Raw genomic sequence first — 17,749 nt, 5'->3', positions numbered from 1 at the left:
GCCGTCGCCGCAAGATAAAACAAGCATGCTTGCCTTTTTTTGACCTCGCTGCGATGCTGGTTCCGGCGGCACACGAGGCGGTGTGCCCGGAACGGCAGGGGAACAGATGGCTGACCTCGAGGCGCTGCTCGGCGACTTCGCCGACGAATGCGCCGACCTGGAACGACTCGTCGGCCCGCTGGCGCCGGCGGAGTGGGCGCTGGCCACACCCGCGCCCGGCTGGACCATCGCCCACCAGATCGGTCACCTGGCCTGGACCGACGAGATCGCGACGATCGCCACCGCGGACGCCGACGGCTTCCAGAAGTTGCTGGCCGAGGCCGGGCCCCGCGCGCTCACGTTCGTCGACGAGGCCGCCGAGAAAGCCGCGACCGAACCCCCCGCCGACCTGCTCGACCGCTGGCGGCGCGGACGCGCCTCGCTCACCGCCGCGCTGCGCGCGACGCCCGCGGGCGTCAAATTGCCCTGGTTCGGCCCGCCGATGAGCCCGGCCTCGATGATCACCGCCCGCATCATGGAGACCTGGGCGCACGGCCAGGACGTGGCCGACGCCATCGGCGTGCACCGCACGCCCACCGCGCGGCTGCGCACCGTGGCCCATATCGGCGTGCGTACCAGGAACTTCGCTTACACGGTGCACGGAAAGACCCCGCCCGCAGCGGAGTTCCGCGTCGAACTCACCGCGCCGGACCGCACGATCTGGGCATGGGGTCCCGAGGATGCCGAGCAGCGGGTGACCGCACCGGCGCTGGACTTCTGCCTGCTGGTGACCCAGCGCCGCCATCCGGACGACCTGGCGATCGTGACGCAGGGCGACGACGCCGCGGAATGGCTCACGATCGCACAGGCTTTCGCGGGCCCGACGGGTGCGGGAAGGACAGCGGGCCAGTTCGCCTGACCCGCCCACACCCGACCCGATCGGCGACGATTCGGGAGCGGGCGAGCGCCACACTTGGGTGCGCCGTGTTCATGTCGACGGCCGGACGCCGTTGGCCGGGTGTCTCGAGGTGGCAGTCGAGAATGGCGCTCGCCAGCTAAACGAATATTTACCCCCCGGTGTGCGCACGGAAACATCCACGCCACCTAGGCCGGTGCCGTTTGCTCGTGCGGGCTCGTGCGGAGCAGGTCCCGCCGTGTGATCCTGCTCTCTTCGACGCGACAGACTCCGCGACAACGGAGGTAGCCTGAACGGGCGTACAGCTCCAGAGGAGCTGGGCGTCTGTGGGGAGCAGCGTCGCGGGGAAAGGAGCACATCGTGACAGCACACCGACCTGGCCAAGTCGCTCGGCATGCCGCCATCGTGCTCGCCGGCGCCGCCAGCTTGAGCCTGACCGCCGCGGCCGGCGCCTACGTCGTGCACCAAATCGCCGATACCCAGCGCCCGGATACCCGGCTCGCCGCACCGGTCGTCCCGGTCACCCCGGATGCGCCCGGCCATCCGCGCGCGACCATCTCCTATCCGGTACTCACCGCCAGCAGTTCCGTATTGCCCGCCGCGGTCTCCGCTCCGCGTGCCCTCGAGCCGGAAACCGCTGAGGCACCCGTCGATTCGCCGATCGCGCCCGTGCCACTCGGCGGCAAACTCCGCCTCGGTGACGCGTACCTCGGCGCGCAGGTCGCGAAGGTCGAGACCGATACCGTCTCGGTCACTGTGGATACGAACGCGATCACGGTGCTCACCGGTTTCCTCCCCTCCGCCCCCGCTCCGGAGCAGCCGGGCGCGTCCACCGTGACCACCATGCGTACCGATCTCGACACCCGGAGCGGCGAAGTGCGCGTGGCCTTGTCCGACCCGACGATCGGCGAGCACGACCTGCGCCTGAATCGTCATGCCACGCCCGCCCCGACGCCACCTCCGGTCGGCGACCGGAAGCGGGACGCCACCGAACCGGTGCTCGCCACACCGCAGAACGCAGGGGATTCCGTGCGGGTGTGACCCACCGCTTACCCTGCTCGGCATGAGCGCCTACGACTTCTGCGTCATCGGCGGCGGAATCGTCGGCGTCGCGACCGCGCACCGCATCCTGGCACGCTATCCCGGCGCCGGACTGGTACTACTGGAGAAGGCGCAGCACCTTGCCACGCATCAGACCGGGCACAACAGCGGCGTCATCCACTCCGGGATCTACTATCCGCCGAACAGCCTGAAGGCAACACTGTGCCGCCGTGGCGCGCGCTGGACCGCGGAATTCGCGGCGGCGCACGATATTCCGCACCGGATCTGCGGCAAACTGCTGGTCGCCACGGACGACGTCGAGTACGGACGCATGCTCGCGCTGCACGAACGCTCGATCACCAACGGCGTGGCCGTCGAGCTGATCGATGCCGCCGAACTCGGGCGACGCGAACCGCGCGTCACCGGTGTCGGCGCACTGTTCGTCCCGGGCACCGGGATCATCGACTTCACCCGGGTCACCGAGGCGCTCGCCGAGGAAGTGCGCGGCGCCGGTGGCGAATTCGTGTTCGGCGCCGAGGTCACCACGCTCACCGAGACCACGGACGCGGTGACCGCGGCCGGGCCGACCGGCTCGTGGACGGCGCGCAGACTCGTGGTCTGCGCCGGTCTGCAGGCCGACCGGATGGCACGGGCGGCCGGGCTGCGCACCGACTTTCGCATCGTGCCCTTCCGCGGTGAGTACTACCAGCTGCCGAGGGAGCGCAGTGGCCTGGTCAGCACCTTGATCTATCCCATACCCGATCCCGAATTGCCGTTCCTCGGCGTGCATTTGAGTCCGACGATCGACGGGACGCTGACCGTGGGGCCGAACGCGGTGCTGGGTCTTGCCAGGGAGGGCTATCGCAAAGGCAGCTTCGATGCCAGGGACGCGCGAGAGGTGCTCGCGTTCCCCGGATTTCACCGGGTGGCGAAGGCGAACGTGCGCACCGGGCTGCGCGAACTGCGCAACTCGCTGTTCAAACGCGGGTACCTGGCGCAGTGCCGACGCTACTGTCCGGAGCTGACGCTCGCCGATCTGCTTCCGCGCGAGGCCGGTATTCGCGCGCAGGCCGTGCTGCGCGACGGAACCTTGGTGCACGACTTCATGATCGAGCGCACCGAGCGAACGGTTCATCTGCTCAATGCCCCCTCACCTGCGGCGACCTCGGCCATGCCGATCGCGGAGCACATCGTCGACCAGCTCTGACCGACCGCGCTCCCTGAACGACCGCCCGGTCGCTATCTGGCATTACCGCATACCAAATCATGCCGAGCCCTCGAATAAATAGGAGAGCTGTAGTACTTTTAACGCCAGTCGTGGGACAGGGAGGGCCTATGGGCCACATCAAGTACGCGAGTGACGTCGGAGCGCCGGTCGAGGTCGCTTTCAGCTACACCGACAACCATCTCTTCGTACCGGATTGGATGTTCGGCATCGCGGACTTCGTGCCGACCGGCGACCAGGAACGCGGACTCGGCGCGGTCTTCGCCACCACCACCCGTCTCGCGCTCCTACAGCCCGCCTCGACCTGCGAGATCACCGAATACCGCCACAACGCGGTGATCGGGTACACACTGCGCGGGCGCTTCTCCGGCACGCTGCGGCTGCGCTTCGACCCGCTCGGTTACGGACGCTCGGTGCTCACCTCCGAGGTGGAGTACAGTCCGCCGCGCACAGTGGTGGGGCGCCTGGGCGCGGGGTTGGTCGACGCGATGGCCAAATCGGCGTTACGGCGTACGGAATCCCGGTTACGGAGGGAGATAGAGGAATTCCACGGTACCGATCTTGTCGGTCGGATTGCGTAGGGTGCCACCCATGATCATCGTGAGCACCGACGGATCCTGCCTCCGCAATCCCGGCGGCGCCATCGGCTGGGCTTGGGTCAATCATCAGGGTTCCTCCGCCAGCGGAGGAGCCGCGTCCGGAACCAACCAGGTCGCGGAACTGCGCGCGGTGCTGGAAGCGATCGTCGCCCATCCCGGGTCCGAACCTCTGCTCATCGAGAGCGATTCGCTCTACGCGATCAAGTGCGCGTCGGAGTGGGTATCGGGGTGGCGGCTCAACGGCTGGCGCACGTCCACCGGCGGCGCGGTGAAGAACGTCGAACTCGTCCGGCAGATCGATCGGGCCATCTCGAGCAGGCCGGGACCGGTCCGCTTCCGCTGGGTCCGCGGCCATGTCGGCAACTACTTCAACGAGCAAGCCGATGCGCTGGCCGGAGAAGCGGCTCGGCAGGCCGCGGTCACCGCGGCTGTCGCCGAGGCGAACACCGTGGAAATGCTCGCGGTGACTGTGGAGGAAGCGTCGACGGCGCCGGAAGCGCCGAAGGACAAGGCCGCGGGGAAGGCGGCCGCGCCGTCGGCGCCACAGACTCTGACGCTGTTCTGATTCGTGCGCGAATCGCCGAAGGCCGCCCGAATGACCTCCGGCGGTGGTGGCTCGGCCCACCGCCGGAGGCGCTCGGCTAGTTGCCCGGCTGCGGTGCGGGCTGACCAGACGGTGCGGGCTGCGGGGTGCCGCCCGGCGCGGGAGCGCCGGGGAGGCCGGTGCCCGCGCCCTTCAGCATCGGCGAATCGAGCTTCTCGACCAGCCACTTGTCGCCCGACTTCTGCAGCTGGGCGATCACCACGACGAACTGCCGCTCGGGGTTGGCCTGGGTGAAGTTGGTCCGGTACTGCGTGAGGGTCACCAGCACCTTCGCCGAGGTCTGGTCACCGGACTGGTAACCGCACTGCACGTCGTCGGCCCAGGACTTGACCTGCGCCTGCACCATGGCGTCCTTGAGCGCCTTGGTGGCGTCGTCGAACTCCTTGAGGAACTCGCCGGTCGAACCGGCCTTCACCGTGGTGAAGTAGTCGTCGAGGTTCTTCGAGTAGTCGTAGACCGAGACGTCCTTGCCGAACGCGCACGCGGCGCTGGTCGAATCGCGGATCGCGTCGAGCTTGTCGCCGCGGTCCTTGCCCTGCAGGAAGAACACGACCACGGCGGTGATCGCCGCGACCGCGAGCACGCCGGCCACGAAGGCGGCCACGAGCGGAAGCGAGGTGGATTTGCCGGACGGTGCCGGTGCGGCCGCCGCGGGGGCGCCGCTTTTCGCTGTCGACTTCTTGCCCGCCTCGGGCTTGTCCGCCTTCTCCGCCTTGGACAGCTCGGGCTTCGCCGCGCCTGCGGCATCCTCCGATTTCCCGGCCACCGCGTCGGTGTCCTGGTCGGCGGCGGCCTTGGTCTCGGCGTCCTTGTCGTTCTCGGCGTCGTCGGTAGACATCGATAAAACCTGCACTTTCCCGGAGCGCGTCGGTGCGCACCGATTGGCTTCAGCGGCCCGCGACAGCGAACCTTACGGGCTTCCACCGGCGAGTATGCCCGGCCGACGGGTGGACCGCCTGGCCGGGTACGACTCACCGCACCGGAGGAAGGGTCCGCTCGTTCGGATCCACGCCCGGGGGCATGTGCGCGCCGTTGTTCGGCACGTCCGGCCGCGGTGCGTTCGCCGCACCGCGGATCTGCTGACCCGGCGGCGGGTTCTCACAGTAGTTCCACTTCGGAATCGTGCCGTCCTGCACGACCTCGTTGCGGATCTTCGGCGTGTTGTAGGTACAGAACGGCCGGGGCCAGATATCGATCATCGCGTGGAATTCGTTCCCGTGCGCCGGGACGCCCAGCGCCTCGCCGCCGAGCGCGAGCGAGGGGAACAGCGCACGCAGCGCGGGCAGCCGCAGCTGCGCCGCCTTGGTGATCGCCTGGAAGTTCACGGCCAGACTGGTGATCGGGTCGGCGGTCCGGTCCACCACCGCGCCGAGGCTGGTGAGCTGGCCCGGCGCCTGGTCGAGTACCCGCTGCAGCTCCGCGTTCGCGTTGTTGAACTGCTCGAACAGCACCCCGGAGTTGCGCGTCAGCGTGGCCAGATCGGGCTGCGCGTTGGACGTGGTGGCGGCGATGGTGCGCAGGTTGGTGATCAGATTCGTGGTCTGCGGCAGCAACGAGTCCAAGCCGGCCATCGCCAAGCTGATCCCGTTGACCAGGCCGCGCAGCTGATCCGGCCCTCCGCTGAGCGCGATGTCCAGCTCGTTCAGGATGACCTGGAAGTGGTCCGGATTGATCTGCGCGATCAGGGCGCTGGAGTTGTCCAGCACCGACCACACCGGCGTCGGCGTGTGGATCTTCTCCGGATCGAACTTGATCACCGCGCCATTGGCCAGGTACGGCCCCTGCTCGGTGTTCGGCCGGAAATCGATGTACTGCTCACCCGCGCCGGACAGCGCCTGCACCGCGATCTGGGTGTCCACCGGCAGCTTGTACTTCGACTCGATCTGCGCGGTGGCGGCGATGGCCTGCCCGCGATCGGTCAGCTCGATCGAGGTCACCTTGCCGATGCGCCACCCGCGCAGGGTCACGTCGTTGCCCGGCTGCAGACCGCCGGAGCGGTCCAGGTTCACCGTGACGGTGTAGTCCGACCGCAGCGGGTTCACCCGCATGACGTTCACCATCAGGTAGGCGGCGCCGACCAGCAGTACGAGCACCAAACCCAGGTTCGACAGGAAGATCTTGCTTCCGAATAGTTTGCGCACCGAGGTCATCGGTGTCCTCCCTGCACCCGGCCCTGCACCAGCTGCAATACCTGGAGCAGGCTGCCCGCGAAGTCCTGCAGGTCGTGCAGGTCCTGGAGTTTGCCGTGTTCCGGATCGGTGAGCGCGCTGATGTCGAGATTGGTCGCGGTGGCGTACACCGCGAAACTGCTGCCGCGGAAGGTCGCGTCCACCTTCGGCCGCAGCACGCGGAGCCGATCGAGCAGCACGCCGAAGTTGTCACCGGTCTTGGCGATCGCGTCCATCAGCTGCTGGGTGTTCTCCAGCAGGCCGTTCAGCTGCGCGGTGGAGGTGTCGGCGTAATTGCCCAGCGCGGCGCTGGCGATGGACAACTTGTCCAGCAGATCGCCGATGGCCCGGTTGTTCTCGGCGATCGCGCCGATCATCTGGGGCAGGGTGTCGGCCACCTCGCCGAGTTCGGACCGCCGGGCCTCGATGGTGTTGGCGAGGGTGCTGAATTCACCGAGCACGCTGTCCACCCGGGCCGAGTTGGCGTTCAGACTGCCCACCACGCCGGTCATCTCGGTGATCAGGTGGGCCAGCTGCTCGCCACGGCCGCCGACAATGGAATCCAGCTCCGAACCCAGCTTGGACAGGCTCGCGATGCCGCCGCCGTTGAACAGCATGGAGACCGAGATGAGCAACTGCTCGACGGTCGCGCCCGCGGAGGTGCTGTCGATCGTGAGCGTGTCGCCGTCGCGCAGCATGTCCGCGCCCGGCTCGGTCTTGGGCTTGGACACCGCGACGAACACGTCACCGAGCGGGGTGGCCTGGCGCAGTTCCGCCGTGCTGCCCTTGGGCAGCTCGATGTCCTTGCTGATGGTCAGGTCGACGATCGCCTGGAAGTTCTTCGTCTTGATGTCGGTGACCACGCCGACGTCCGAACCGCCGATCTTCACCTTCGCCTGGTCGGGCAGGTTCAGCGCGTTCTCGAACACCGCGTGGATGGTGTAGGTCTCCCCGGCCATCCCCGGTTTCGGCAGCGGCAGCTTCTCCACCGTGAGCCCGCAACCGGAGGTGACCGCGACACCGGCCACCGCGGCGACGGCGACCAGCGCCCTGCGTGCCTTGATCGTCATTCGGTACGTCATTTCGTCAGTCCGAGCAGTGCGGCGGTGAGCCCGTAGTCGGGTCCGAAGTCCTGCATGTTTCCGGTGCGGCAACCGTCGGCCTTCATCTGGATGCGTTCGCAGAACAGGCTGACGATCTCGCCCGACAGCGCGGTGCCGATCACCGCGTGCAGCCGGACGTAGCCGTGTTCGCGGTTGACGATGTTGTCGACGTTCTGCATGACCATCGGCGCCAGGTCGGCGACCTCGGTGAGGCCGTAGGCGTTGTCGCGCAGCTGCTGGGTCACGTTGGTCAGGCCGGTCACGCTGCCCGACAGCTGATCCTGGTACTGCGTCAGCGTGGTGCTGGTGTTCTGCAGGAAGGCGAGCAGCTGATCGAGCGTGGCCTGCAGGCCGGGTGCCTGCTCGGCGAGCAGGCCGGTCATCTGGGTCACCCGGTTGCTGAAATCGCGCACCGACTGGTCGTTCTCGGCCAGCATGGTGGTGAGGTCGTTCAGCTTGATGATGATGCTGGAGACCGCGTCCTTGTTGTCCACACCGACCTTCAGCGCGTTGGACAGCGCGTTGAGAGTGTCGCGGATCTTCTCGCCGTTGCCGTTGAGCATCGGGTAGAGCACCCGGCCCGACAGCGGGCCGATGCCCTCCTGGCCCGGTTCCGGCTTCAGCGCGGCGGCGAACTGGTCGATGGTCTTGATCATCGTGTCCAGCTCGACCGGCGTCTTGGTGCGAGCCTTCGGCAGGTGCGCACCGTCGCTCAGGGTCGCGCCGCCGGTGTAGACGGGCGTGAGTTCGATGTGCCGATCGGTGACGATGGACGGCGAGACGATCGCGGCGATCGCGTCCTTCGGGATCTTCACGTCCTTGTCGATGGACATGTGCACCTCGACCAGCGTGCCCTTGGCCACGATCTTGTCGACCTTGCCGACGTCGAGCCCGAGCACCGTGATCGGATTGCCCTCGTAGATGCCCGCGATGTTGTCGAAATCCGCGGTGATCTGCAAGGTGGTGCCCAGCGCGTCGTTCACCGAACTCGGCAGCAATGAGCAACTGCCGACCGTCAGAGCCGCGGCGCTGATCATGAGCGCCCTCGCGACGGTCCTCAGCGGAAAGCCCGTGCGGAATTTCATCCCTGGCACCCCTCGATAACTTGGGCGAAGCACAACCAGTTGTCCGGGAACAGCCACGGCAGGCCGACATCGCCGTACGGACCGCTGCCGCCCCAGGAGTTCGCCAGGTAGCGCAGGGTCGGCGGCATGATCGACAGCATCCGATCCAGGTTGTCCTTGTTCTTCTGCAGGCCCTCGGCCATGGTGTTCAGCTGCGCGATGGTCGGGCCGAGCTGCTCGTTGTTCTCCGCGCCGATCGCCTCCAGCTGCTTGGTCAGCGACGCGATGTTGTCCAGCAGCTGGCGCAGCAGCGCCTGACGCTCCATCACCCGGTTGGCGATGGCCTCGCCCTGAGTGATCACCAGCAGGATGCTGTTGCGGTTGTCGCCGAGGATCCTCGTGACCCGGTCCAGGTCCTTGAGCAGGCTGTCCACCTCGGCCCTGCGGCTGTCGATCACCTTCGCCAGCGCGCCGACGCTGTCCAGCGCCTGCGCGGTGAGCTGCGGCGACCCGTTCATCTGCGCGTTGATCAGGTTCAGCGAGTCCGACAGCTTCTTCGTGTCGAGCGCCTCGAACTTCGGAGTGCCGAACTGCACCACGTCGGCCAAGTTGTACGGAACCGCGGTGTTGGACACCGGGATGCGCTTGCCCTTCAGGCCCGAGCCGTCACCCGGCTCGAGATCGACGTACCTGGCGCCGAGCAGCGTGGCCATCTTGATCGAGGCGCGCGCGTCCGGGCCGAGTTTCACGTCGTCGCTGACGCTCAGCGTGAGCAGCACGTGGCTGCCCTCGAGTTCGGCGCCGACCACCCGGCCGGAGGACACCCCGGCGACGTTCACCTTGTCGCCGACCTTGATGCCCGCGGCCTGCACGAACTCGGCCTTGATCGACTGCTCGCCGACGCCGATGAGCTTGTAGACGCTGGACACCAGCAGCAGCACCACGATGAGGACGCCGCCGACGATGCCCAACCAGAAGTACCGGTTGCTGTCGAACCTGGACCTGAGCTTCGTCATCATGGGCGGCACACCGCCGAGTGCGAGGTGCCACCGATCTGGGAGAACAGACCGCGCGGGAAGAGGACGCCGTAGAGCGACAGGTCGAGCCCGCACAGGTAGGCGTTGGCGTAACCACCTTCGGAGGTGTGCCTGCCCGCCGCCGACAGCACGTTCGGCAGGTCGATCGCCGCCTGGTCGAGCTTGGCGCCGTTGTCGATCAACAGCGTCAGCGCCGCGCTGGTGGAGTTCTGCGCGGTGCGCAGGCTCGGCTGGATCTGGTCCATCATGCCGACCAGCGACGTGGTGGCGGTGGCGATCTGCTCGGTCGAGGCGAGCAACGACTGCCCTTGCTCGTACAACCCGCCGATCAAGGCCCGGGTCTGGGTCACCAGGGTCTCCAATTCATCACCTCGTTTGGCCAACCCCGACATCACGCCGGACAGGTTGGTAATCACATCGGACAGGATCGCGTCTCGGCGCTGGAAGTCGGTGGCCAGCTGAGCGGCCTGCACGATGAACGCGCTCAAGGAGACGCCGTCACCTTGCAACGCCTGGATGAAGGTCTCCGACAGCCGGTTGACCTGTTCGGGCTGCAACACCTGGAACAGCGGCTGGAATCCGTTGAGCAGACCGGACACGTCGAACGACGGCTCGGTCCGGTCGATCGGGATCGAACCGTTGTCCTTCAGCGGCGCCGGGTCGGGCGCCGTGCCCGGAGCCAGCGCCACGTACCGCTGGCCGATCAGGTTCTGGTAGCGGACCAGCGCTTTGGTGTCGTTGTAGATCGTCTGGTCGCGCTGCACCACGAAGGTGACCTTCGCGACCGACTTCTTCAGATTCGCGTCGCGGGCCCGCTCGATCTTCTCGACCTTGCCCACCCGCACGCCCGCCATGCGCACGTCGTCGCCCTCGTGCAGACCGAGCACGTCGGAGAACGTCGCGGAGTAGGTGTAGGTGTCACCGCTGACAATGCGCGCCAGCGTGTTCCACACCACCACCGTGACCAGGACGGACACGATGGCGAAGATGCTGAATCCGATCAGCGGTTTGCGAATGCTCATCGTCGGGCACCGTTGTCGGACACCTGCATGGTTCCGCCCTTCAGAATCGAACTGAGCAGCAGATATTCGGCGGTGGTCGGCTTGCGGCCGAGCAGCGCGGTGATCGCCGAGTCGCCCCGGTAGGAGATCGGCGCGGCCGACGGCGTGCCCTCGGGCGCGGCGGCCGGAGCGGCGGGCGCCGGAGCGGCGGCGGGCGGCAGCAGGCCCGGCGGCAGCATCGGGAACAGGCCCTCGAGCGGGGTGCCCGCGAAGGGCGCGGGCACGCCGCCGGTCGGAGCGGCCGCGGTGGCGCGGTTCGGGTCCGGTGTGGTGACACCCGGAATCAGCGGCAGACCGGGCATCGGCACCACCGGCGGCAGTCCGGCGGCCGACTCGAGCGCCCGCGGCTTCAGCTGTTCGGGCAGCTCGCCGACGTCCGCGACGGCGGGAGCGGTGAAGCAGCTCGGGCCGGCCATCTCGCCGTAGCGCGGGCAGTCGGCCACCGTGTAGGGACGGTACGGGGTGAGCGTGATACCGGCGTCCCAGACCTGCTGCTTCTGCGGACCCCAGGTGAACGTGGTGTCCATCCGGCGCATGGTCTCGCTCAGGTTGAGCAGCGACCTGGTGATCGCCTCGGGGTCCGCGGCGAGGGCGCCGAACATGTCGTTCGTTCCCGCGGTGACTTCGATGCCGACGTTGGGATTACGGGCGAACAGGTCGTTCACCGTGTCGATGGTCCCGCCGGTGCCGGTGATCAGCGAGACCAGCTCGCTGCGGCGATCGGCGATGGTGCGCGCGGTCTGCACCGAGCTGCCGAGCACGTCGACCAGCTCCGGCGCGGACTGGTTGAGCGCGTTGAACGACGCGGAGAAGTCACCGAGCAGCACACCGAGGTCGGGAATCGACTCGTCGACGGCCAGCAGCCAGCGGTCCAGCCGTTCGACGGTGGAGCCGGGCATCCGGCCGCTGCCGTCCAGCGCCTGCGACAGGGTGCCGAGCACCCGGCCGAACTGCACCGGATCGATCTTGTCGAGGATGTTGCGCACCGTGGTGAGCGTGTCCTGCAGCGCGATGGTGCCCTTGCTGCGGTCTTCCTCGATGACCGAACCCTCGTGCAGGTATTGGTCGGCGGGGCCGTTGAAGACGAGCTCCACGGAGGTGACGGCGAACAGGTTGCTCGGCACCACGCGAGCGGTCACGTTGGCCGGGATGTCGCCGGCGAACTCCGGCTTCATCTCGATCCGGACCTTTTGCAGCTCGCCCTTGGCCGCGACGTCGACGGTCTTCACTGCGCCGACGAGCACGCCGCGGAACTTGACGTCGGCCTGCTCGGGCAGTCCGTCACCTGTGGTGGTCAGGTTCGCGGTGACGTTGATCTTCTCCTGGAAGTAACCCTGGTAGCGCAGCATGAGGAAGCCGAGCACCAGCGCGAAGACGACCAGACCGCACACTCCCGCGATCAGCAGCTGCCGCATGGTGGGCCCGCGCCCACTGGGATCGATGATCATCTTGGTATTTACCCCGAGATCCGAATGCCTGGGTTGACACCCCAGATCGCCAATGTCATGAACAGGTTCGCGAAAACGACCGCGATGATGCACATCTTGATCGCGCGGCCCGCGGCCACGCCGACGCCCTCGGGGCCACCGGAGGCGAAGAAGCCGTAGTAGCACTGGATGAACGTGGTGATCGCGACGAACAGGATCGCCTTGATCAGCGAATAGATGACGTCGGTCGGGATGAGGAACTGATAGAAGTAGTGCTGGTAGGTGCCTGCGGCGGTGCCGCCGATCAGCTGCACCGTGACCGCGCAGGAGACGTAGGCCATCGTCAGGCCGAGGCAGTAGAGCGGGATGATGGCCACCATCGCCGCGAACATCCTGGTGCTGATCAGATAGGGCAGCGGCCGGATGGCGATGGACTCCAGCGCGTCGATCTCCTCGGAGATGCGCATGGCGCCCAGCTGCGCGGTGAACCGGCAGCCCGCCTGGGCGGCGAAGGCCAGCGTCGCGAGCAGCGGGCCGAGTTCACGGGTTGTCGCGAACGCCGAGATCGCACCGGTGATCGGGCTCAGGCCGAGCAGGTTCAGCGAGTTGTAGCCCTGGATGCCGACCGTCATGCCGCCGAAGGCGCTCAGGATGAGGACGACGCCGATGGTGCCGCCACCGACGACGAGATTGCCGTTGCCCCAGGTGACGTCCGAGAGCAGGCGCCACACTTCTTTGGGGTAGTGCTTGAGCGCCAGGGGAATGGAGCCGATCGAGCGCAACAGGAAGAACACCTGGTGGCCGAGCCTGGCGAGCAGATCGACCGGCGCCTGCGCGGTTTTCCGGAACGTCTGGAGCGGCCGCAGCAGCGGCGGAACATAGGTTGATGACACCGGCTCATACCACCTGTGACGGGAATAGTGCGTTGTAAACCTGGGTGATGATGAGGTTCACCCCGAACAGCATGATGGCGGAGCTCACCACCGCGGAATTCACCGAGTTCGCGACACCGCCCGGACCACCCCGGGTGTTCAATCCGGTATCACAGGCGATGATTGCCGCGAGCAGACCGAAAATCAGCGATTTCCCCAGCGCGACAAGAAGATCGGTGGTCACGGCGAACGACGAGAAGGTGCCGACATAGGAACCCGGCGTACCGTTCTGCGCGAAGATATTGAAGATGTAGCCGGTCAAGAAGCCGACGAAGACGACGAAGCCGCACAGCAGCACACTCACCAGCATCGCGGCGCCGAGCCGCGGTGCGACCAGCCTGCGCAGCGGGTCGACGCCCATGACCTTCATGGCGTCGATCTCCTCGCGGATGGTGCGCGAGCCGAGGTCGGCGCAGACCGCCGAACCGACCGCGCCCGCGATCATCAGCGAGGTGACCAGCGGGGCCCCCTGCTGGATGATGCCGAGGCCGTTGGCCGCGCCGATGAACGAGGTGGCGCCCACCTGGCCTGCGACCGAGCCGACCTGGATGGAGACGATCACGCCGATGGGGATGGCGACCAGCAGCGTCGGTGCCGCCGAGACACTGGCCATGAACGCGCATTGCCGGACGAACTCGCCGAAGGGAAAGCGCCTGCGGAAAATCGAGACGAACAGTTCCGCGACGGCCGCGAAACCCATCGTGATCTGCCTGCCGAAGGTCTCCAGCGAACGCTTGGGATGATCTTGCCAGTAAGACCTCGTCCAATCGGCCGCATCACTGAAGCGTGACCCTGATGGTGGACTCTCGGTCGACTGCACTGGCTAACCCTCCTCGGCGCCGGTTGGCTGCCCCGGCGACTCGTTTGCTTGACGCACCTTACTACGGAGTAGTGCAGAACACACCACCGACTTGTGATCGCAGTCATAGATGTCGCTCACCGTCTCCGGAAAGGCCGTGAAACATTGGGAACGACCCCAAAGGTAGCGACCCGAGCTCTGGCACAAGCTACAGCCCTAGCTGCGCGAATCCCGGATCTATCCCGGTGGTTCGGCGAATTATTTCGGAGGGTAGTCATCGAAAATCAGATTTGTTTCCGAAGACCAACACATCGCCTCCTTACTATCACCCGGACACTAATGGACACGAGATTTTCACAATTGCGATAGCGGAATGCTATGGGCGCATGGGATACATCTGATCACAGATGTACGGAGTGAGGTTGAAGCGCCGAACAGTGGGGACAACCCGGTAGTAGGTGACGCGCCCGAGGTCGTTTACTGACACGATGGGTGCGACAGATTGATATCGTGCGGGCTTCCGACGTCTGGAGGGACATGTTCAGCAAACTCGCCAAGGTGGCCAACGCCGCCTTCGCCGTCGCCCTTGGCGCGGCGCTGCTCGGCACGGGCGCAGGGGCCGCTAACGCCCAAACGGGCCCGCCGGTGTTGGGCGGTGGATCCGGGATCATCATCGACAACCAGTTCGAGTGCACGGTCACAACTGTCGGCCACGACAACGCGGGACGTCTGGTCGGACTGACCGCAGGGCACTGCGGCGACCCGGGCGCACAGGTCTATGCCGAGGCCGATCGGGGCGCGGGCGTGATCGGCCGGTTCGCCTACTCCAACCATGATCTCGACTACGCCGTCATCCAGTTCGATCCGGGCAAGATCACCCCGGTGAACCGGGTCGGCAACGTCACCATCACGGGAATCGGCGGACCGGCCACTTTCCCGCAGATCGTTTGCAAGGAAGGGCGCACCACCGGCAACACCTGCGGTATCGCCTGGGGTGACATCTTCCGGACGAACGTCGAGACCTGGAGCCAGATGTGCGTGGTGGAAGGCGACTCCGGTGCGCCGGTCGTCGTCGGCAGCACGCTGGTGGGCATGGTGAACGCCTACCTGGCCATCGCTTGCTTCGGTCCCGAGGTCGGTACCAACTTGAGCGCGATCATGGCCGACGTCAACGCGCGCGGCGGCGTCGGCGCGGGTTACATCCCGATCTGACGGACACCGTCCGATGAGCGGCCCGAACGGACAGCGATCCGTTCGGGCCGCTCATTTCTCGCTCGATGCCGGGGCCAGCGCCGGACCCGCGACCGCGCACTGCGGCATGCAATCCACGTTGTCCAAGGTGGCCGGGCGCCGCTGGGGCCGCAGCAGCACGGCGGCGAGGGCCGCGCCGAGCACCAGCAGTCCCACGCACAGCCACATCGCGGTGGCGAAGCCGTCGTCGAAGGCGGCCGGGTCGCCCAGAGCGCCCGAGATACTTGCGAGGCCGGGCAGCGCCGCCACCGCGAGCAGTTGCGCTGTGCGCGCCACAGCGTTGTTCACGCCCGAGGCGATGCCCGCCTCGCTCGCGGGCACCGCCCCGAGCACCGCACCCGTGAGCGGAGCCACCAGCACCGCGAGACCCAGCCCGAAGACCAGGACACCGGGCAGCACGTCGATCAGGTAGGTGGTGTCGGGTCCGATGCGCAGCAACAGCACCAGGCCCGCTGCCGCGAACAGCGGACCGGCGGTCATCGGGATGCGCGGCCCGTGCACCTGCGCCCAGCGCCCGGCGGGAGCCGAGAGCAACAGCATGATCAGCGTGACCGGCACGGTCGCGACGCCGGACATCAGCGGCGAGTATCCCGCCACCAGCTGCAGTTCCAGCACCAGCAGGAAGAACACGCCGCCGAGCGCGGCGTAGACCGCGAACGTCACGAGGTTGGCCGCGGTGAACACCCGCGAGCCGAACAGCGATGGCGGCACCAATGGGTGGTCGCTGCGCAGCTCGATCAGGACGAACGCCCCCAGCAAGCCGACACCGGCCACAATGAGCAAGGGCATGGTGTCGATCAATCCGAGGGTCAGCGCACCGAGGGCCAGCGCCACCACCAGCGCGCCGGGCACGTCGAGCCGGGCGGCCGCGTTGGGATCGCGGCTCTCCGGCACATGTCGCAGCGCGACCAGCACGACGACCACGGCCAGCGGCACGTTGAGGAAGAAGATGGCCCGCCACCCCGCGAGTTCGATGAGCCAGCCGCCGAGAAAAGGTCCGAGCGCGCCCGCGACACCGCCGAAGCCGGACCACAGGCCGATCGCCGCGCCCTGATCGCGCTGATCGATGGACGAGGAGATCAGGGCCAGGCTGCCCGGCGTGAGCATCGCGCCCGCGACACCTTGCAGTATCCGCGCCGCGACCAGCACTTCGATGGTCGTCGCGGCCCCGCACAGCACCGAAGCGATCGCGAAAGCGATGGTTCCCCACACGAAGACGCGGCGACGCCCGAGCTTGTCGCCGAGCGAGCCGCCCAGCAGGATGAACGAAGCCAAGGTGAGGGTGTAGCCGTTCAGGGTCCACTGCAGCCCGGCCACATCGGTCTCCAGCGATTCCCCGATGCGCGGCAGCGCGATGTTCACCACCGTCGCGTCGAGCGAGGCCACCGACGATCCGAGGATGGTGGCGACCAGGATCCAGCGACCGGTACCGGATCGCAACCGGGGAAGCTCGGTGGTGCTCACCGACCCAACCTAGCGGTCGCTCCCGTCAGGGCGCGGCCGTCACCGGGAAGTGCCGGTCAGAGTTCCTGGACGCAGACGACGAAACGGCGCTTGTCGTAGACGTACCCGGTGCCGCTGCCGCACACGCTGACGTCATCGGCGTTCTCCACGCGCTTCACCACCTTGACGCCCTTCGAGGGCGCGGCGCCGGTGCAGTCGATGCGCTTGGGATCGTCACCGCCGACGTCCATGCAGCCGCCGACCACCCAGTCGATGTCCAGGCACAGCGCACCCTGTTCGATGCCGTTGATCGTCTCGGCGTAGTAGTTGTCGGCATCGCTGCTGCACTGCGAGCTCTTCGACTTCTTGTCGATCACCTTGTAGTTCGACTCGCGGCTACCGCACGACGCCTTCTCGATGGTGGCGTTGGTGGTGGTGCCGCCGAGTTTCACGCAGTCGTTGATGTTCGCGTCGAAATCGGTGCTGCCGCTCGGCTTGCTCGTGGTCGGCTTGCCGGTGCTCGGCGTCGGCTTGCCCGAGGACGGCTTCGGGGTGCTGGTCACGACCGCGTCGATCGTCCCGTTGTCCACCGCGGGCTGCGCGGTGCCGTTGATCGTGGAACTGCACCCGACCAGCGACAGTCCCGCCACTACGGCGAGCCCGGCGAGGGCGAGACGACCCCAGGGCAGTTGACGAGACACGTACAGTCCTCCCGAGCTGTAACGCCGGCGAACTCACGCCCCCGTAAACCGCAGTTGCCATGGCTGTGCTTGAAATACCACGCCATGAATACACCATCGACCGAGCGCCCGTCGAGCCGAAGCCGGAAACGACGCGCGGCCAATCGCTCTGGGTATGGTGGGATTTCTGGTTCGAGAGGAGTTCCCGGTGAAGCTGATCAGCGCAATCGTTTGCTCGACCGCCGCGATCGGAGGCTCCCTCGTCTTCCCGGGAGTGGCCGGTGCCACCGATGTGCACTGCCGCTCCGAACACGGGACCGACGTCACCGTCATCGATGGGGAGACGGCCTGCCGCGCGGCGACCGACAGCTACGGCCGAGCCGGGGCCACCGGCATCGATGGGGTGGGCTACGCCAACGC

18 protein-coding genes are annotated in these 17,749 nt (G+C 67.1%); 7 read left to right on the top strand and 11 right to left on the bottom strand.

Annotation, left to right across the window (positions count from 1 at the left end):
* Positions 1–106 precede the first annotated feature (106 nt).
* The 5 genes from HOV91_RS09585 to HOV91_RS09565 all read left to right on the top strand — a co-directional run bounded on the left by HOV91_RS09585 (position 107) and on the right by HOV91_RS09565 (position 4,325).
* Positions 107–898, top strand: coding sequence for a TIGR03084 family metal-binding protein (locus HOV91_RS09585; RefSeq protein ID WP_174185093.1), 792 nt, complete (start codon positions 107–109; stop codon positions 896–898).
* A gap of 357 nt (positions 899–1,255) precedes the next feature.
* Positions 1,256–1,936, top strand: a complete 681-nt coding sequence (locus HOV91_RS09580; protein WP_174185092.1) for a hypothetical protein — start codon at positions 1,256–1,258, stop codon at positions 1,934–1,936.
* A gap of 22 nt (positions 1,937–1,958) precedes the next feature.
* On the top strand, positions 1,959–3,143 hold the full coding sequence (gene lhgD, locus HOV91_RS09575; RefSeq protein WP_174185091.1) for an L-2-hydroxyglutarate dehydrogenase: 1,185 nt from the start codon (positions 1,959–1,961) through the stop codon (positions 3,141–3,143).
* Positions 3,144–3,271: 128 nt separating this feature from the next.
* Positions 3,272–3,742, top strand: a complete 471-nt coding sequence (locus HOV91_RS09570; RefSeq protein WP_174185090.1) for an SRPBCC family protein — start codon at positions 3,272–3,274, stop codon at positions 3,740–3,742.
* A 10-nt stretch (positions 3,743–3,752) separates the two neighbouring features.
* Entirely contained in the window at positions 3,753–4,325 is a 573-nt protein-coding gene (locus HOV91_RS09565; RefSeq protein WP_174185089.1) for a ribonuclease H family protein, read from the top strand.
* A gap of 76 nt (positions 4,326–4,401) precedes the next feature.
* On the opposite strand, the gene HOV91_RS09560 is transcribed toward HOV91_RS09565, so the two are convergent.
* The 9 genes from HOV91_RS09560 to HOV91_RS09520 form a co-directional block, all read right to left on the bottom strand.
* The gene (locus HOV91_RS09560; protein ID WP_174185088.1) at positions 4,402–5,202 is read right to left on the bottom strand and encodes a hypothetical protein; all 801 of its coding nucleotides are present in this window, start codon (positions 5,200–5,202) and stop codon (positions 4,402–4,404) included.
* Between the two features lie 133 nt (positions 5,203–5,335).
* Positions 5,336–6,514: an MlaD family protein gene (locus tag HOV91_RS09555; protein WP_174185087.1), complete on the bottom strand. Its 1,179-nt coding sequence runs from the start codon at positions 6,512–6,514 to the stop codon at positions 5,336–5,338.
* Positions 6,511–7,602, bottom strand: a complete 1,092-nt coding sequence (locus HOV91_RS09550) for an MCE family protein (RefSeq protein ID WP_174185086.1) — start codon at positions 7,600–7,602, stop codon at positions 6,511–6,513. The genes HOV91_RS09555 and HOV91_RS09550 overlap by 4 nt, the downstream gene beginning before the upstream one ends.
* Positions 7,603–7,610: 8 nt before the next feature.
* Positions 7,611–8,720 carry an MlaD family protein gene (locus HOV91_RS09545; RefSeq protein ID WP_174185085.1) on the bottom strand — a complete coding sequence of 370 codons (1,110 nt, stop codon included), beginning with the start codon at positions 8,718–8,720 and terminating at the stop codon, positions 7,611–7,613.
* A complete protein-coding gene (locus tag HOV91_RS09540) occupies positions 8,717–9,715 on the bottom strand; it encodes an MCE family protein (protein WP_174185147.1) in 999 nt (332 codons plus the stop codon). The genes HOV91_RS09545 and HOV91_RS09540 overlap by 4 nt, the downstream gene beginning before the upstream one ends.
* On the bottom strand, positions 9,715–10,758 hold the full coding sequence (locus HOV91_RS09535; RefSeq protein WP_174185084.1) for an MCE family protein: 1,044 nt from the start codon (positions 10,756–10,758) through the stop codon (positions 9,715–9,717). Before HOV91_RS09535 ends, HOV91_RS09540 begins: the two co-directional genes overlap by 1 nt.
* Positions 10,755–12,245: an MlaD family protein gene (locus tag HOV91_RS09530; RefSeq protein WP_174185083.1), complete on the bottom strand. Its 1,491-nt coding sequence runs from the start codon at positions 12,243–12,245 to the stop codon at positions 10,755–10,757. Before HOV91_RS09530 ends, HOV91_RS09535 begins: the two co-directional genes overlap by 4 nt.
* 8 nt (positions 12,246–12,253) lie before the next feature.
* Entirely contained in the window at positions 12,254–13,117 is an 864-nt protein-coding gene (locus tag HOV91_RS09525) for an ABC transporter permease (RefSeq protein WP_174185082.1), read from the bottom strand.
* A 4-nt stretch (positions 13,118–13,121) separates the two neighbouring features.
* Positions 13,122–13,976: an MlaE family ABC transporter permease gene (locus HOV91_RS09520; protein WP_174185081.1), complete on the bottom strand. Its 855-nt coding sequence runs from the start codon at positions 13,974–13,976 to the stop codon at positions 13,122–13,124.
* A gap of 516 nt (positions 13,977–14,492) precedes the next feature.
* Between HOV91_RS09520 and HOV91_RS09515 the strand changes: the two genes are divergently transcribed.
* Positions 14,493–15,167 carry a S1 family peptidase gene (locus tag HOV91_RS09515; protein WP_174185080.1) on the top strand — a complete coding sequence of 225 codons (675 nt, stop codon included), beginning with the start codon at positions 14,493–14,495 and terminating at the stop codon, positions 15,165–15,167.
* A 51-nt stretch (positions 15,168–15,218) separates the two neighbouring features.
* On the opposite strand, the gene HOV91_RS09510 is transcribed toward HOV91_RS09515, so the two are convergent.
* Positions 15,219–16,670 carry an MFS transporter gene (locus tag HOV91_RS09510; protein WP_174185079.1) on the bottom strand — a complete coding sequence of 484 codons (1,452 nt, stop codon included), beginning with the start codon at positions 16,668–16,670 and terminating at the stop codon, positions 15,219–15,221.
* A gap of 56 nt (positions 16,671–16,726) precedes the next feature.
* Positions 16,727–17,350: an LppU family putative lipoprotein gene (gene lppU, locus HOV91_RS09505; protein WP_174185078.1), complete on the bottom strand. Its 624-nt coding sequence runs from the start codon at positions 17,348–17,350 to the stop codon at positions 16,727–16,729.
* A 187-nt stretch (positions 17,351–17,537) separates the two neighbouring features.
* Here lppU and HOV91_RS09500 point away from each other — a divergent pair.
* Positions 17,538–17,749: DUF6764 family protein (locus tag HOV91_RS09500; protein WP_312884535.1), on the top strand; the 212-nt coding region annotated here is incomplete at its 3' end.

The sequence above is a fragment of the Nocardia barduliensis genome (genome assembly GCF_013315795.1).
Lineage (GTDB): Bacteria > Actinomycetota > Actinomycetes > Mycobacteriales > Mycobacteriaceae > Nocardia > Nocardia barduliensis.
Note: the sequence above shows the minus strand (reverse complement) of the source record. Positions and strands in the feature narration are given on the sequence as shown.

Excerpts from the sequence above, each read along its gene's own strand:
- HOV91_RS09585 (WP_174185093.1), top strand. The coding sequence starts at position 107 with ATGGCTGACCTCGAGGCGCTGCTCGGCGACTTCGCCGACGAATGCGCC.
- lhgD (WP_174185091.1), top strand. The coding sequence starts at position 1,959 with ATGAGCGCCTACGACTTCTGCGTCATCGGCGGCGGAATCGTCGGCGTC.
- HOV91_RS09570 (WP_174185090.1), top strand. The coding sequence starts at position 3,272 with ATGGGCCACATCAAGTACGCGAGTGACGTCGGAGCGCCGGTCGAGGTC.
- HOV91_RS09565 (WP_174185089.1), top strand. The coding sequence starts at position 3,753 with ATGATCATCGTGAGCACCGACGGATCCTGCCTCCGCAATCCCGGCGGC.
- HOV91_RS09560 (WP_174185088.1), bottom strand. The coding sequence starts at position 5,202 with ATGTCTACCGACGACGCCGAGAACGACAAGGACGCCGAGACCAAGGCC.
- HOV91_RS09555 (WP_174185087.1), bottom strand. The coding sequence starts at position 6,514 with ATGACCTCGGTGCGCAAACTATTCGGAAGCAAGATCTTCCTGTCGAAC.
- HOV91_RS09550 (WP_174185086.1), bottom strand. The coding sequence starts at position 7,602 with ATGACGATCAAGGCACGCAGGGCGCTGGTCGCCGTCGCCGCGGTGGCC.
- HOV91_RS09545 (WP_174185085.1), bottom strand. The coding sequence starts at position 8,720 with ATGAAATTCCGCACGGGCTTTCCGCTGAGGACCGTCGCGAGGGCGCTC.
- HOV91_RS09540 (WP_174185147.1), bottom strand. The coding sequence starts at position 9,715 with ATGACGAAGCTCAGGTCCAGGTTCGACAGCAACCGGTACTTCTGGTTG.
- HOV91_RS09535 (WP_174185084.1), bottom strand. The coding sequence starts at position 10,758 with ATGAGCATTCGCAAACCGCTGATCGGATTCAGCATCTTCGCCATCGTG.
- HOV91_RS09530 (WP_174185083.1), bottom strand. The coding sequence starts at position 12,245 with ATGATCATCGATCCCAGTGGGCGCGGGCCCACCATGCGGCAGCTGCTG.
- HOV91_RS09515 (WP_174185080.1), top strand. The coding sequence starts at position 14,493 with ATGTTCAGCAAACTCGCCAAGGTGGCCAACGCCGCCTTCGCCGTCGCC.